Consider the following 13,539-nt stretch of genomic DNA (forward strand, 5'->3'; position numbering starts at 1 on the left):
CGGCTCCGGGTGATGGATGGGCGGGGTGACCGGCGCGGTTCAGGGCCACGCGGGTAGTCCGCAAATGAAACGGCCGTCGCCGCGCCGGTCTTATCGAGGTCTGGGTGAGACCGCTGCCGTGAGGGAGCGTGCGCGGCTGGTTCTCTCCACACCCTGTTACCAGGACGGGACCTGACCAGTCGGCCGGTTGCCCACGACACCGACCCGCCATGGGACGACTCCCATGACCCTCGATATCCAGCCACCATTCGTTCGTCGCGAGCGCCCGCCCGTGGTTGGACGGAGGCAGGATAAGGGGGCGTGGATGTGGGGGGATTAGTTTTGTGCGGAATCTTTCGGCCGGTGCGTGGACCCACCCGGGCGCCCAGCTTGGCCTGGGCCCAGCTTACGGCTGGTGCGGGAGGCGAGGTGGGTCCCAGCTTTCGCTGGGATGACAGCCGGTGGGAGCGGCGGGCTCAGTGCCCTCCGCAGGTCCCTAGGCCGGCGCGCCGTCGGCGTCTTCGTCGAAGCCGTTGTTGACCAGCGTGGTGATCGCGTCGAGCGCCTCGCGGGCCTGCTTGCCGGTGGCCTGGACGAGAATGGTCGAACCCGGCCCGGCGCCCAGCATCATCAGGCCCATGATCGAGTTGCCGTTCACCGCGGTGCCGTCGCGCACCACCTTGATCTCGGCATCGAAGCACTCGGCCGTGCGCACGAAGCGCGCCGAGGCGCGCGCATGCAGCCCCTTGCGATTGACGATGGTCAATTGCTGCGCGAGCGCCCGGTCCGATCCTGCCGCGGTATCCATGCTGCAAGGATGCCCGAAATGGCGTCAGCCGCCAAGCGTTTCGCTGGCCACGTTGATGTATTTCCGCCCGGCCTCGGCCGCCGCGGCCACGGCCCGCTTGATGTCGAAGTCGGCGCGGATGCGCGCCAGCTTGACCAGCATGGGCAGGTTCACGCCGGCGATCACCTCGACCTCGCGCTGCTGCATGATCGAGATGGCGAGGTTGGACGGCGTGCCGCCGAACATGTCGGTGAGGATCACCACGCCCTGGCCCTGGTCGGCGCGGTCGACACCGCTGAGGATGTCGTTGCGCCGCTCCTCCATGTCGTCGTCGGGGCCGATGGCCACCGTCTCAACGAAGTCCTGCGGACCGACGACATGCTCGAGGGCAGACTTGAACTCGACGGCGAGCGCACCGTGAGTCACCAGAACCATGCCGATCATGCAATATCCCCAGTCCCGGAGGTTCCGGCGGGACCCGAGGCCCCGGACGAACCCCGAGTCTTGACCCATGCGGGCCTTGATTCAAGTGGTTTTTTGTCGCGCCGCACCGCCGGGCGCAGCGAGCGCCCGGAGCGCCTCGCGCACCAGCAGGCCCTGGTGCCGCCCGTCGACCACACCGGCCCGCGGCACCGGCGCCCGCGGCACCGCGATGCCGAACAGCTCGGTGACCAGGGCGTCCTCCTCCAGCATGCGCTCGAGCGTGTCGACGAGGTCGATGACCAGGTCGACCCCGGCCGCCTCGACATGCGGCCGGCTGACGATGCCGCGGCCGCGCAGCTCGATCAGCCCGGCGATGTTGGGGGCGGGATGCATGGCGAGCCGGCCGTCCTCGACGACGATCTCCACCCGGTCGTCGGAGACCAGCTTCGCCTCGCGCCCCCGGGCCTCCCAGGTATCGAGCAGGTCGAGGGCCAGCAGTGACTTGCCGGCGCCCGGCGGTCCGCGCAGGATCACGCCGAGGCCGTCGAGCACGATGCCGGTGGCGTGGATATTGTGGCGCTCGCTCATTTCCGCTTCTCGGCCGCGGCGCGCCGCAGGCGCACCGTGAACCGCGCGCCGCTGCGGTCCTCGCGGTTGGCGCCCGCGATCGAGCCGCCATGCGCCTCGACGATCTGCCGCGAGATGGCGAGCCCGAGGCCCGAATGGTCGCCGAAATGCTCGCCGTCCGGCCGGTCGGTATAGAAGCGCTGGAAGATGCGCGTGATGTCGCCGCGGATGCCCGGGCCCTCGTCGGTCACCGTGATGGTCACGCCGTCCTCGTCCGAGCGCACCAGCACCAGCACCTTGCCGCCTGCGGGCGAGAACGAGACCGCGTTGTCGATCAGGTTGTTGATGACCTGGGCCAGCCGGCTGTCATGGCCCAGCACCACCGGCGAGTACCGGCTCACGTGCTTTTCCAGCACCACGTCGACCTTGCGGTTGGCCGCCACGTCCTTCTGGATCGACACCATGGCGTCGCAGAGCTGGGCGATATCGACCCGCTCGGCGCTCTGGCGCGCCAGTTCCGCATCGAGCCGGCTGGCGTTGGAGATGTCGGAGATCAGCCGGTCGAGCCGGCGCACGTCGTGCTGGATGATGGCGTTGAGCCGCTCGCGATCCTCGGCCCGCCGCGCCCGCGGCAGCGTCTCGACCGCGGAGCGCAGCGAGGTCAGCGGGTTCTTGAGCTCGTGCGCCACGTCCGCGGCGAAGCGCTCGATCGCCTCGATGCGCCCGTAGAGGGCCGCCGTCATCGAGCGCAGCGCCTTGCTCAGGTGCCCGACCTCGTCGGTGCGCTCGCTGAAATCGGGGATCTCGGCCCGACTGGTGATGGTCGACTGCACCGTCTCGGCCGCCCCGGCCAGTCGCCGCAGCGGTCCGGCGATGGTGCCGGCCATGAGCAGCGACAGGATGATCTGCACCGCCGCCGCGACGAGCGCGATCCGCAGCACGCTCCAGCGCTCCGAGGTGGCGATCTGGTCGATGTCGCCCGGCTGGGTGGAGAGCAGCAGCACGCCGACCGTGGCGCGCACGCGCTGGATCGGCACCGCCACCGACACCACCAGCTGGTGCTTGGGATCGACGCGCACGATGGCCGTCGCCGCGCCGCCCAGCGCCGCTGCGACCTCGGGGTACTTGGTGCCCTCGTCGACCCCCAGTTCCTGGTACTGCGGGTAGTCGTCGCCCGGCAGCCAGTCCATGAACGTGTTCCACCAGTCGAACAGGAAGAAGTTGCCGCTGTCCGCCGGCTTGCTGATCTGCCGCAGCACCTCGCCGCGCGCATAGAGGTTCGTGCTGTCGAGGATCAGCAGTCCGCCCTGGTCGTAGATGCGGGCCCGCGTCCGTGTCGGGGTCACGAGGTTGCGCAGCAGCGGCGCCACGCGCTCGGGGTTGATCGGGAACTCGAGGCTGGGATCGAAGAAGCTGAGCGGGGAGACCGGCTCGCCGTCCTGCAGCTCCAGCAGCCGGTCGGGATTGACGGTGATCACGTCGCTGTCGACCGTGGCCGAGGCGGCGATCGCCGCAGCGATGATCTCGCCCTGCACGCGCAGGCTCTGCACGCGCGCCTCGATCAGGCCGGTGCGCCACTGGTTGAGGAACAGGATGCCCACCACCAGCACGGCGAGGCCGGCAAGGTTGAGCACGATGATGCGGCGCGCCAGGCTCGAGAAGATCGTCAGCTCGAGCAGGCGCTTGAGCTGTCCCAGCACGGTCAGCACAAAATGCCCGATCGCTGCCGCGATGCGGTTCAGCCTCGACATTGGACCCTGCGCGGATGCGGGCCGGCGACCGGTCACATCCTCTTCGGTAACGGCCAAGTCGTCCCCTTACTGCTCCTTGAAGCGGTAGCCCACGCCATAGAGCGTTTCGATCATCTCGAAATCGTCGTCGACGGCCTTGAACTTCTTGCGCAGCCGCTTGATGTGGCTGTCGATGGTGCGGTCATCGACATAGACCTGGTCGTCATACGCGGCATCCATCAGCGCGTTGCGCGATTTCACCACGCCGGGCCGCAGCGCCAGCGCCTGCAGGATCAGGAATTCGGTGACGGTGAGCGTGACGCGCTGCCCCTTCCAGGTGCAGGTATGCCGCTCCTCGTCCATGACCAGCGAGCCGCGCTCGATCAGCGCCTTGCTCGGCGTCGCTTCGGCGCCCGGCGTTCCCGCCGCCGCCGAGGGGTCGCGCGGCGCGGCGCGGCGCAGCACCGATTTCACCCGCTCGACCAGGAGGCGCTGGCTGAACGGCTTGGTGATGAAGTCGTCGGCACCCATCTTGAGGCCGAACAGTTCGTCGATCTCCTCGTCCTTGCTGGTGAGGAAGATCACCGGCACGTCGGACTTCTGGCGCAGCCGGCGCAGCAGTTCCATGCCGTCCATGCGCGGCATCTTGATGTCGAGGATGGCGAGGTCGGGCCGGTCGGCCGTCAGCCCCTCGAGGCCCGAGGCCCCATCGGTATAGGTGGCGACCTGATACCCTTCGGCCTCGAGCGTCAGCGATACCGAGGTCAGGATATTGCGGTCGTCGTCCACCAGTGCGATCTTGGGCATTGAGCTCCCTTTCATCGAGGTATCGGCCACGGCGCTTCAGTCGCGCCCAGCCGAAATGTGGCGGACATTGACTGCCACAATTGCGCATAAATAAGGCGTCGGGCCTGCGATTGCCAGCCTGCCGCACCCAACCGAAGTCGCAGGACTTCTGTCGTACGCCGGATTTCCGGATGTTCCGCAGTGGCTTGCGCGGCGTAACTCGGCTCATTCGAGATCGGAGTTACGGCCATGGGGCACGATATTCACCAGCAGATCGCAGCGCGGATCGGGGCTTTGGCTACCGTGCGCTGGGACGAACTGCCCCCTACGCTCGTCGAGACGGCGCTCGGCCGCGGCGAGGGGCGCCTTGCCGCCGGCGGCGCGCTGGCGGTGACCACCGGCGTCTATACCGGCCGCTCGGTCAAGGACAAGTTCATCGTCCGCGACGCGGCGACCGACGGCCACGTCTGGTGGGACAACAACCAGCCGATGGCGCCGGAGCATTTCGACGTGCTGCTCGCCGACATGCTGGCCTCGATCGCCGAGCGCCAGCTGCACGGCCAGCACCTGCTTGCCGGCGCCGATGCGGCGCACCAGATGAAGGTCGCGGTCGTGACCGAAACGGCCTGGCACGCGCTGTTCATCCGCAACCTGCTGATCCGCCCCGACGCCCCCACGGCCGAGGGCACCGATGTCACCATCCTGCACCTGCCCAGCTTTTCCGCCGATCCGGCCCGCCACGGCACCCGCACCGGCACGGTGATTGCCCTCGACATGGCGCGCAAGCTGGTCCTCATCGGCGGTACCGCCTATGCCGGCGAAATCAAGAAGTCGGTGTTTTCGCTGTTCAACTACCACGCGCCGCTCACCGGCACGATGCCGATGCACTGCTCGGCCAATATCGGCCCGGATGGCGACGTGGCGCTGTTCTTCGGGCTTTCGGGCACCGGTAAGACCACGCTCTCCAACGATCCGGAGCGCCTGCTGATCGGCGACGACGAGCACGGCTGGACCGCCGAGGGCGTGTTCAACCTCGAGGGTGGCTGCTACGCCAAGACGGTCAAGCTCAGCCCCACGGCCGAGCCGCAGATCCATGCCGCCACGCAGCGCTTCGGCACCGTGCTCGAGAACCTCAATCTCGATGACCGGCTGGTGCCGCTCTACGACGACATCTCGCTCACCGAGAACACCCGCGCCGCCTATCCGCTCGAAACCCTGCCGGTCGTCGCCGAAGGCGGCGTCGGCGGTCGTCCGCGCACCGTGGTGTTCCTGACCGCCGACGCCTTCGGCGTGCTGCCCCCGATCGCCAGGCTCTCGCCCGAGCAGGCGGTGTTCCACTTCCTGTCGGGCTACACCGCCAAGGTCGCCGGCACCGAGCGCGGCATCACCGAGCCGGTCGCCACCTTCTCGGCCTGCTTCGGCGCCCCGTTCATGCCGCTGCATCCCACCGTCTACGGCCGGCTGCTCGAGGAGCGCCTGACCCAGACCGGCGCCAGCATCTACCTGCTCAACACCGGCTGGACCGGCGGCGGCTATGGCGTGGGCAAGCGCATCGACATCGCCACCACCAGGCGCCTCCTCGATGCTGCCCTGTCGGGTGAGCTCGAGCAGGGCGAGATGCGCACCGAGCCGCTGTTCGGCATGCAGGTTCCCCTGCGCGTCGAAGGCGTCACCCCCCGCGCCCTCGACCCCCGCGCCGGCTGGGCCGACGTTGCCGCCTACGACGCGGCAGCGGCCAGGCTCCAGGAACTGTTCGCCAACAACTTCCGCAAGTTCGAACAGGTCGCGGAAGCGGCGGAGTAGGGCCCCGCAAGCTCGTGTGACGAAACCGGCACCAGCCGCCCTTCTCCCCTTGCGGGAGAAGGTGGCGCGCAGCGCCGGATGAGGGGTGTCGCAGGCGGCAGTCTGCGCGACCGGAGCAAAGCGACGGGCGACGACGAGGGCTGAGACTGACCCCTCATCCGCCCTTCGGGCACCTTCTCCCGCAAGGGGAGAAGGGAGGAGCGGACCACTCTCCTCACCCCCAAACGAAAAAGGCCCCGTTCAGGGCCCATTCATCCGCGTTTTCGTAAGGCTCAGTTCGTCGCGTAGAACACGTGCGAGCCGATGGCGGCGACGCGGTGGAAGGTGTGCGACCATTGCGGGGCGACCGCGGTGGTGTGGTAGAACAGCGCCGAGTTCGGGATGACGCCGGGGCGCTCGCCGCGCTGGAACTCGTAGAACGCATCGTCGGCCAGCTTCAGCGACCGGTTCCACGCCGTGCGTTCGCGCCCCATGTCGGAGCGGCCGTCGCAGGCAAAAGTGAACTGGCACTTGTACTTGCCCTTGTCGGCGTTCTGGAACACCACGCCGCAGATGGTGGACGGGTACTTCTTGCTCATCGCGCGGTTGATGATGACGTTGGCCACTGCCAGCTGGCCCTCGCGGCTCTCGCCACGCGCCTCGTGGTAGATCGCCTGCGCCAGGCACAGCCGCTCGCCCTCGGCGAGCTTGACGCGCTTGGTAGTCGGCACGAACCCGTCCTGCGCGTAGTTGGTGAGCACGGCCGCGGTCAGCGCCGGCTTGTCGGAGAAATCGGCCGCCTCGATCGCGTCGAGCGCCTTGTTCTGCTTCTTGGCGATATAGCCGAGCAGCACGTCCTCGGTCAGCTCGGCCTGCGCGGCCGGCACGTCGAAGCCGTCGAAGCTCTTGAGCTGCTGCTGGCGGGACACGTAGGCCTCGAGCAGCGCATTGGTCAGCTGCGGCTGCGTCGCGGCATGGAACTGCTCGCGCTTGATCGACACGGCCGAGGTGAAAGCGGCGGGAACGACGGTCGCGTCGGCGAGGTCTTCGGCATTGGCGGGCGCCACGGTGACGTGCAGCACGAAGGCTGCTGCGGCAATCGCCGCCGCGTGCATGACCACGCGCACCGTCTTCGCGAAAGCCCCTGCCCTCAACCCGCCTACCTTCCCCGATGCCGCCCCCGAGGCAGCCCAGTGGTCTCGTTACCCTGCCGGCAACCTAGCCGAGCCCGGGCGGTGATGGAACCCAGAATTTACAGTTACTTAACCATGAACGTTAGGCTCTTAAATTGAGGTTAATGCCCCGCGACCGGGGGTGAAAGCCCTGATTTTCAAGAGCTTTGCCGATAGGTAACGGCAGCCTTCGACAATTGATAAAAGTTAATCGTTCCGAATCGTTGCACGAACACAACAGTGCCGGCGCCCCGTTTCCGGAGGCCGGCTGCAAGCTGTCGAGCGTAACTTGAGTCGCGGCCTCAGCCGCGCGGGAAGGCAGCGTCGCGCAGCACGTGGAGACTGTCCATCACCGCCACGCACAGCGCGCTGATCTCGTCGGACGGGGCGACGATGTCGGGCACCATGATGGTCTGCAGCCCCGCCGCATGCGCCGCCCGCACCCCGGCATGGGAGTCCTCGACCGCGATGGCCTGGCCGGGCGCGATGCCCAGCAGCTGCGTGGCCCTCAGGTAGGGCTCCGGGTGCGGCTTGGGATTGGTGACGTCGTCGCGCGTCACCACCGCGGCGAAATGGTCGAGCAGCCCGGCGTGGCCGAGATGCCCGAGCGCGTGCTGCGCGCGCGACGAGGTGGCGACGGCGGTCGGGATGCGGGCCGACCGGAGCTCGCGCAGGATTTCGTGCACACCGGTCTTGACCGGCACCGACAGCTCCATGCGCGCCTTCATCTTGGTGCGGCACATGTCGTCGAACACGGCATAGGGAAAGCTCACGCCATAGGCCTCGACCAGCAGCCGGTTGGTGGTCTCGTGGCTCGAGCCGACGATCTGGTGGTGCAGCCCGTCGGTCATGGCGAAGCCGAGCTCGGTGCTCACGTCCCACACGATCTCCTTGAACACCATCTCGGTGTCGAGCAGCGTGCCGTCCATGTCGAAGACGATGGCGGAGAAGGGTTTCAGCGGGGCGTTCGGCGCGTTCGTGGGCATGGCCTGCATATAGGCAGAATTGCCCGCCGCCGCTACCCTGCCGGCTTCAACGCGCCGCGACGACCTGCTATGTGCGATCCGATGACCGATTTTGATCCCTACGACATCCTCGGCCTGGCGCGCGCCGCCCGCGCCGCCGACATCAAGCTCGCCTACCGCCGCCGGGTGCAGACCGCCCACCCCGATCGCGGCGGCGACCCCGAGGTCTTCATCCGCGTCGTCCGCGCCTTCGGCCTGCTCTCCGATCCCGACGCGCGCCGGCTCTACGACGAGACCGGCATCGTCGACGACGAGGCGGTGAAGGGCTATCGCCGCGAGGTGGCGCAGATCCTCGCCGACATGTTCGATGCCGCCGTCGAGGCCGCGGTGGCGACCGGCCTCAGGCTCGAGAGCGTCGATTTCATCGCCCAGATGTCGGCCGCCGTCACTACCGGGCTCGGCGATGCGCGCCGCACCCTGGGCCGCACCGACGGCGAGATCGGCGCCCTGCAGGCCCTGCGCGCCCGCATCCGCCGCACCGACGCCGACCGCAACCTGTTCGCCGAGCGCCTCGATGCCCAGGTCGCGCTCAAGGCCGAGCAGCACCGCACCATCAAGCGCCGCGTCGCCATGCTGGAGACGGCGCTGGCCGAGCTGGGCAACTACGAGAGCGAGACCGAACTGATCGCGGCGCTCGAGGCCGAGGGCTGATCCTCCCCTGTGCATTCTGGCGGTGAACCGTCCTACCGCCCCAGCAATTCGACCGTCAGCGGGTCCTCCACCCCGCCATAGTATTTCTCCAGCACCTGCCGGAACGGCGCGCCGGCGCCGGCCCGCGCGAACAGCGTCATCGACGAGCGCAGCTTCAGGTCGTCGGGCGCCCCGAAGATCTGGTGTGCGCTGCGCCCTTCGATCCGCAGCACCGCCTTGGCGCATTCGACCAGCCGCGGCCCGAGCACCGGATGCGCCAGGTAGTCCCGCGCCGCGTCGAGGTCGGCGATGCCGAAGCGCCGTGCCATGTCGCTGCGCCCCAGCGCCGTGAGCTGCGGGAAGATGAACCACATCCAGTGGCTCGCCTTTTGTCCGGCCGCCAGCTCGGCCAGCACCACGGCATAGACCCGGTCCTGCGCGACAACGAAATGTTCGAACATGGCCGCGAGCCTAGCACGCCCGCCCACCTTGCTCCCACCCCGTGCCTTTGCCATTGTCGCACAGGTTGCGAGGGAGGGGACGGATGGGCGAACTGCACGATTGGGCCGCGCGGCCGGAGCGCGAGGTGTTCCCGGGCTTCCACGGCCGCTTCATCCACTCGGAGCGCATGACCTTCGCGCGCTGGCGCATCGATGCCGGCGCCGTGCTGCCCGAGCACAGCCACGAACACGAGCAGGTCGTGCACACCTTCGCCGGCGAGCTCGAGCTGGTCATCGAGGGCACCCGCCATGTCTGCGGCCCCTCGAGCGTGCTGGTGATCCCGCCCAATGCCCGCCATTCCGGCCGGGCGCTCACCGATTGCGTGGTCATCGACGCCTTCGCCCCGGTGCGCGAGGATTATCGCTAGGGACAGGGCCGGTGCGGGTCGCCACCCCCACCCTTGATCCCTCCCCACAAGGGGGAGGGAGACGATGGAGCCGCGCCCCCGCCGCCTCCCTCCCCCTTGTGGGGAGGGCAGCAGAGCTTGTGAGCGCAGCGAACTAGCGTCGCTGGGTGCGGGTGGCCGCACGCACCGGCGGATGCTCATGGCGCGCCAGGCCGTCCGGCCGCCCTGCGGCGCCGGAGGATGGGGTGGGCGGGACCGGCGCGGTTTCGGCCACGCGGGTAGTCCGCAACAAAACGGCCGTCGCCGCGCCGGTCCGTTCGGGGTCTGAGTTGGACCCGGTGCCATGAGGGAGCGTGCGCGGCAGCCGCTCTCCACACCTCTGTTACCAGAGCGGGACCTGGACTGTCGGCCGGTTGCCCATGCCACGGGCCCGCCGCCGGACGGCTCCGGCGACCCCCGAAATCCCCGGCCAGCCGTCCGTACGCGACCGCGCCCGTACCGGGAACGGGAGGAGAATATAGTGGCGCGGGAGTGGGGGGACAGAGTTGGCTGGTTTTTGAGTAACACAGGGAAATCGCACGGCATTTTCGAGGTGAAGGGCTCTCTCTGCCCTCCCGCACCAGCTGTCATCCCGGCGCAAGCCGGGATCCAAGGCGCAGCCCGCACCCAGCCGGGAGATGGATCCCAGCTTTCGCTGGGATGACACCCGGTGTTTGAGGCGAGTCCTGCCTGTCACCGATTGTGCCCTTGAGCGTTTCCAATGTCGGTGCGCCAATGGGCCCTCTTGGTGCCCTCCCGCACCAGCTGTCATCCCGGCGCAAGCCGGGATCCAAGGCGCAGCCCGCACCCAGCCGGGAGATGGATCCCGGCTTTCGCCGGGATGACACCCGGTGTTTGAGGCAGCGTCTTGCCTCTCATCGACTGTAAATGCCCTAAAACCCCAGTTTGGAGCGGGTACGCAGCTCGGCAATATCGATGGGCTCGCCGGCGAGGCCGTAAAACCGGCGCGGGCCGGGACGGTTCGCCGGGCGTGTGGGGGGCTGCGGTGGTAAGGCCGGTTGCGGCCGGGGCGAAACCGGCTCCGGCTCCGGTTCGGGCTCCGGCTCCGGGATCAGCGGCAGCGGGTGGTGCGGGCCTTGCCACTCCATGCCCCCGCGATAGCGGCGGCGGCGTTTTGCCGGGCGGGCGGCGCGCTCGGCCTTGTCGCGCCCCTCGAACCCCGTGAGCGCTTCTTCGAGCGCCTCGAAGGCGAGGACGAGGGCCAGCCGCACCTCGCCCCGGGTGACTGTGTCGCGGGGCGCAAAACGTGCCCGCCATTTGGCCCCCATCGTCCGGCTCACCGCCGCCTCTGCCGTATCGAGCAGCCAGACGAGCTGGTCGAGCTCCTCGCGAAACAGCGGGTGGCTGCCCGGGCGCCCATTCTCCTCGCTCGTGACCAGCCACCCCGCCACCGCCGAAAGCGCACTCTCGATCCGCCCCCTGACCCGGCGCTCACGGATGGCCCGGTGTCGCGGATGCTCGGAAACGGATGGGACGGGCACGGCGTGATCCTCGGTTGTTTGGGGTGAGGATACGACGGGTGGGAGGGGACGGGGACTGAATCATACGGCAAGCGACGTGCAAATCCAAAAGGACAAAACACGAACGGTGGCTATCCGTCTAAGTGGAAACTGGATATGCTTCGCTGATTAGTGTTGTCGCATGAGTCTGCCATGACCACTTTTGGTTTTTCGGCCTTCCTCAAGCTGGTTAGTTCTAGTGCAAAGAGGCAGAGATCGTTGATCGCCGAGCGCGTGAAGGGTGAAAGGAAGTCCGGATATGACTTCCATAAGGCCATGCGTGGCATTTGCGGGGGCTACCTTATTGGTGGGGTTTCGCTCGCTGACAGCAGGGTCCTCGCCGAGGCCATAGTGAAAGAAGCTGAGCGCAAATCGGCGCTGACCGCCATTGATCGCGTCGCCGCTTGGCGGCGCGAGCGCGTGGCTGATGCATTCACAGTCGCTAGCCGTATCTGCGAGAGCCCTACAGGCATCTTCAAAGTGCGATTTGATCCAGATTTTGGCACCACCATTGATGGGCAGCGTGTAGCGATCCATCTTTGGAACACGAAGCTGCCGCCGCTTGATGCCCGGCTGACGAGAGCCGCGCTATCGCTCTTTCCTGGATTGTATGAAGGTCTCGACGATCTCGCTGTCCTATCCCTTCGGAATGGACAATTGGTGCTTCTCAGCGAGGATGCTGATGCCGCTACAATCGGTGCGAATGTGGTTGAGGCGCTTGAAGACATCTTCATAGAGATTCGGTCTGGGGGTACGAGGCCTGGGGCCGAGGAACACCCGACGCCCTAAGGGCGCACGATCTTACTAGTACATCCCCGTTCATCCGACCCCAATCCCGCGAATGCTAGACGCCACGATGACGACAACTGAATCGACAATTCCCGACATCGACCAAGTAGCCGCAATTGAACTCTGTCAGCGGGTTGAGGATCAGTTCTATGACTGTAAAGCGAATGCGCTGTCAGGCGCTGGTGCCGAGAAGATTGGTGTAGCATTCGCGAACGCTGACGGCGGCACGTTCATTATGGGTATCCACGACGCCGATGGACGACCAGTGCCAAAAGACCGATGGGATGGCGCACCAAATCCAGAACACTTCAACGGTGTGTTGCAGGCACTCCACAGCCTCGATCCACCGCTTCCTTTTAGATACGACTTCCTGCAATGCTCTGTCCTAGGGGGGTATATACTTCGCGTGTACGTGGACAAGAGTCGGGCGGTTTGCCAAACGTCAGACAGAAAGGTGTATCAGCGCGTCGGCGCTCAATGTCTGCAATTGAGGTCGGTTGAGAAAATCACTCAACTGTCCTTTGCCAAGGGCTATGTCACCTTCGAGAACCAGAAGTTGGTGGGTGTGAGGCCCGAATACGTTGTAGACTCAAACACGCTTGCTTCGTTCGTCGAAGACGTTAAGCCCCGCCCAGACGGTCTTTCCTACTGCCTCAATGAGGGCTTGCTCGATTACAACGACTGGACTCCACTGGCGTGTGGTGTCCTGCTGTTCGGGGATCAACCCCAAGGTGTCTTCCCAACGCGTTGCGAGTGCCGGGTTGTGTTCTATGACACTCGGCTTGAGGTCCCGGAGAGGGAGCATCTGAAGATAAACGAGACAATCGGCGGCCCTCTATATCAGCAGATACACAGCGTCGTCGATCGAGTATCAGAGATAATGTCTGGTATACAAATACTTACCTCAGACGGAATGAAGCAAGTAAAATATCCACCAGAGGCAATCTGAGAGATTATCGTCAATGCGATTATTCATCGTGACTACTCAATCGCGGACGATGTGCAGATAGTGATATTTCAAAATCGTATCGAGGTGATCAGTCCAGGGCGCCTTCCGGGTCACGTTACAGTGGAGAATATCCTCGACGTACGAGATAGCCGAAACCCAAAAATCGTTCGCACTCTGCGACGATATAAGGATGCGCCAAATCAGGATTTGGGGGAAGGGTTGAACACGGCGTTTCAGAAGATGAAGGAATGGCGGTTGCAACCGCCAGTCATTCAGCAGCTTCAGAACGCAGTGAAGGTCACCATTCCGCATACACCACTTGCCACACCCGAGGAAGCGGTTCTAGAGTACTTGCAGACGCATGAAGAGATCAACAACAGCATTGCGCGCTTCCTTACCGGCATTAAGTCAGAAAACCAAATGAAGGAGGTGTTCTATCGCCTGCGCGATCGGGGGCTGATAGAGCGCGTGCCGGATAAGCGCGGCAATGCCGCCGCTTGGCGCCGGACCTGAA

The 13,539-nt window shown here is 66.1% G+C and carries 15 protein-coding genes; 6 read left to right on the forward strand and 9 right to left on the reverse strand.

Going from position 1 to position 13,539, the window contains the following annotated elements; translation table 11 throughout:
* Positions 1-475 precede the first annotated feature (475 nt).
* The 5 genes from J0I99_RS03325 to J0I99_RS03345 form a co-directional block, all read right to left on the reverse strand.
* Entirely contained in the window at positions 476-787 is a 312-nt protein-coding gene (locus tag J0I99_RS03325; protein ID WP_291390983.1) for an HPr family phosphocarrier protein, read from the reverse strand.
* 24 nt (positions 788-811) lie between these two features.
* Positions 812-1,210 (reverse strand): PTS sugar transporter subunit IIA, encoded by a 399-nt coding sequence (locus J0I99_RS03330; protein WP_291390984.1) that lies wholly within the window; start codon positions 1,208-1,210, stop codon positions 812-814.
* A gap of 81 nt (positions 1,211-1,291) precedes the next feature.
* Positions 1,292-1,777 (reverse strand): hypothetical protein, encoded by a 486-nt coding sequence (locus J0I99_RS03335; protein WP_291390985.1) that lies wholly within the window; start codon positions 1,775-1,777, stop codon positions 1,292-1,294.
* A complete protein-coding gene (locus J0I99_RS03340) occupies positions 1,774-3,507 on the reverse strand; it encodes a sensor histidine kinase (RefSeq protein WP_291395832.1) in 1,734 nt (577 codons plus the stop codon). The genes J0I99_RS03335 and J0I99_RS03340 overlap by 4 nt, the downstream gene beginning before the upstream one ends.
* A 66-nt stretch (positions 3,508-3,573) precedes the next feature.
* Entirely contained in the window at positions 3,574-4,293 is a 720-nt protein-coding gene (locus J0I99_RS03345) for a response regulator transcription factor (RefSeq protein WP_291392487.1), read from the reverse strand.
* Positions 4,294-4,521: 228 nt separating this feature from the next.
* On the opposite strand from J0I99_RS03345, the gene pckA reads away from it, so the two are divergent.
* Complete coding sequence (gene pckA, locus J0I99_RS03350; RefSeq protein WP_291395834.1) at positions 4,522-6,075, forward strand: phosphoenolpyruvate carboxykinase (ATP); 1,554 nt, start codon at positions 4,522-4,524, stop codon at positions 6,073-6,075.
* Positions 6,076-6,347: 272 nt separating this feature from the next.
* Here the strand turns inward: pckA and J0I99_RS03355 are convergent, their stop codons facing one another.
* Both J0I99_RS03355 and J0I99_RS03360 read right to left on the reverse strand, forming a co-directional pair.
* Entirely contained in the window at positions 6,348-7,208 is an 861-nt protein-coding gene (locus tag J0I99_RS03355; protein WP_291395836.1) for a cell wall hydrolase, read from the reverse strand.
* 320 nt (positions 7,209-7,528) lie between these two features.
* Positions 7,529-8,212, reverse strand: a complete 684-nt coding sequence (locus J0I99_RS03360; RefSeq protein ID WP_291392482.1) for an HAD family phosphatase — start codon at positions 8,210-8,212, stop codon at positions 7,529-7,531.
* An 81-nt stretch (positions 8,213-8,293) separates the two neighbouring features.
* Between J0I99_RS03360 and J0I99_RS03365 the strand changes: the two genes are divergently transcribed.
* On the forward strand, positions 8,294-8,902 hold the full coding sequence (locus J0I99_RS03365; RefSeq protein WP_291395838.1) for a DnaJ domain-containing protein: 609 nt from the start codon (positions 8,294-8,296) through the stop codon (positions 8,900-8,902).
* Positions 8,903-8,934: 32 nt separating this feature from the next.
* Here J0I99_RS03365 and J0I99_RS03370 read toward each other — a convergent pair whose 3' ends face one another.
* Positions 8,935-9,342 carry a DUF1810 domain-containing protein gene (locus J0I99_RS03370; RefSeq protein WP_291395840.1) on the reverse strand — a complete coding sequence of 136 codons (408 nt, stop codon included), beginning with the start codon at positions 9,340-9,342 and terminating at the stop codon, positions 8,935-8,937.
* An 83-nt stretch (positions 9,343-9,425) separates the two neighbouring features.
* On the opposite strand from J0I99_RS03370, the gene J0I99_RS03375 reads away from it, so the two are divergent.
* Positions 9,426-9,749, forward strand: a complete 324-nt coding sequence (locus J0I99_RS03375) for a cupin domain-containing protein (protein WP_291389539.1) — start codon at positions 9,426-9,428, stop codon at positions 9,747-9,749.
* 911 nt (positions 9,750-10,660) lie between these two features.
* On the opposite strand, the gene J0I99_RS03380 is transcribed toward J0I99_RS03375, so the two are convergent.
* A complete protein-coding gene (locus tag J0I99_RS03380; protein WP_291395842.1) occupies positions 10,661-11,269 on the reverse strand; it encodes a hypothetical protein in 609 nt (202 codons plus the stop codon).
* Positions 11,270-11,440: 171 nt separating this feature from the next.
* On the opposite strand from J0I99_RS03380, the gene J0I99_RS03385 reads away from it, so the two are divergent.
* The 3 genes from J0I99_RS03385 to J0I99_RS03395 all read left to right on the forward strand — a co-directional run bounded on the left by J0I99_RS03385 (position 11,441) and on the right by J0I99_RS03395 (position 13,538).
* Positions 11,441-12,076 (forward strand): hypothetical protein, encoded by a 636-nt coding sequence (locus J0I99_RS03385; protein WP_291395843.1) that lies wholly within the window; start codon positions 11,441-11,443, stop codon positions 12,074-12,076.
* A gap of 67 nt (positions 12,077-12,143) precedes the next feature.
* Positions 12,144-13,025 (forward strand): helix-turn-helix domain-containing protein, encoded by an 882-nt coding sequence (locus tag J0I99_RS03390; protein ID WP_291395844.1) that lies wholly within the window; start codon positions 12,144-12,146, stop codon positions 13,023-13,025.
* A 60-nt stretch (positions 13,026-13,085) separates the two neighbouring features.
* Positions 13,086-13,538: an ATP-binding protein gene (locus J0I99_RS03395; protein WP_291395846.1), complete on the forward strand. Its 453-nt coding sequence runs from the start codon at positions 13,086-13,088 to the stop codon at positions 13,536-13,538.
* Position 13,539: the final 1 nt, after the last annotated feature.

The organism is Devosia sp., assembly GCF_017307495.1.
In the GTDB taxonomy this organism is placed as follows: Bacteria; Pseudomonadota; Alphaproteobacteria; order Rhizobiales; family Devosiaceae; genus Devosia_A.

Coding starts and splice junctions, on each gene's coding strand:
- J0I99_RS03325 (WP_291390983.1), bottom strand. CDS start 787: ATGGATACCGCGGCAGGATCGGACCGGGCGCTCGCGCAGCAATTGACC.
- J0I99_RS03330 (WP_291390984.1), bottom strand. CDS start 1,210: ATGATCGGCATGGTTCTGGTGACTCACGGTGCGCTCGCCGTCGAGTTC.
- J0I99_RS03335 (WP_291390985.1), bottom strand. CDS start 1,777: ATGAGCGAGCGCCACAATATCCACGCCACCGGCATCGTGCTCGACGGC.
- J0I99_RS03340 (WP_291395832.1), bottom strand. CDS start 3,507: ATGTCGAGGCTGAACCGCATCGCGGCAGCGATCGGGCATTTTGTGCTG.
- J0I99_RS03345 (WP_291392487.1), bottom strand. CDS start 4,293: ATGCCCAAGATCGCACTGGTGGACGACGACCGCAATATCCTGACCTCG.
- pckA (WP_291395834.1), top strand. CDS start 4,522: ATGGGGCACGATATTCACCAGCAGATCGCAGCGCGGATCGGGGCTTTG.
- J0I99_RS03360 (WP_291392482.1), bottom strand. CDS start 8,212: ATGCCCACGAACGCGCCGAACGCCCCGCTGAAACCCTTCTCCGCCATC.
- J0I99_RS03365 (WP_291395838.1), top strand. CDS start 8,294: ATGACCGATTTTGATCCCTACGACATCCTCGGCCTGGCGCGCGCCGCC.
- J0I99_RS03370 (WP_291395840.1), bottom strand. CDS start 9,342: ATGTTCGAACATTTCGTTGTCGCGCAGGACCGGGTCTATGCCGTGGTG.
- J0I99_RS03375 (WP_291389539.1), top strand. CDS start 9,426: ATGGGCGAACTGCACGATTGGGCCGCGCGGCCGGAGCGCGAGGTGTTC.
- J0I99_RS03385 (WP_291395843.1), top strand. CDS start 11,441: ATGACCACTTTTGGTTTTTCGGCCTTCCTCAAGCTGGTTAGTTCTAGT.
- J0I99_RS03390 (WP_291395844.1), top strand. CDS start 12,144: ATGACGACAACTGAATCGACAATTCCCGACATCGACCAAGTAGCCGCA.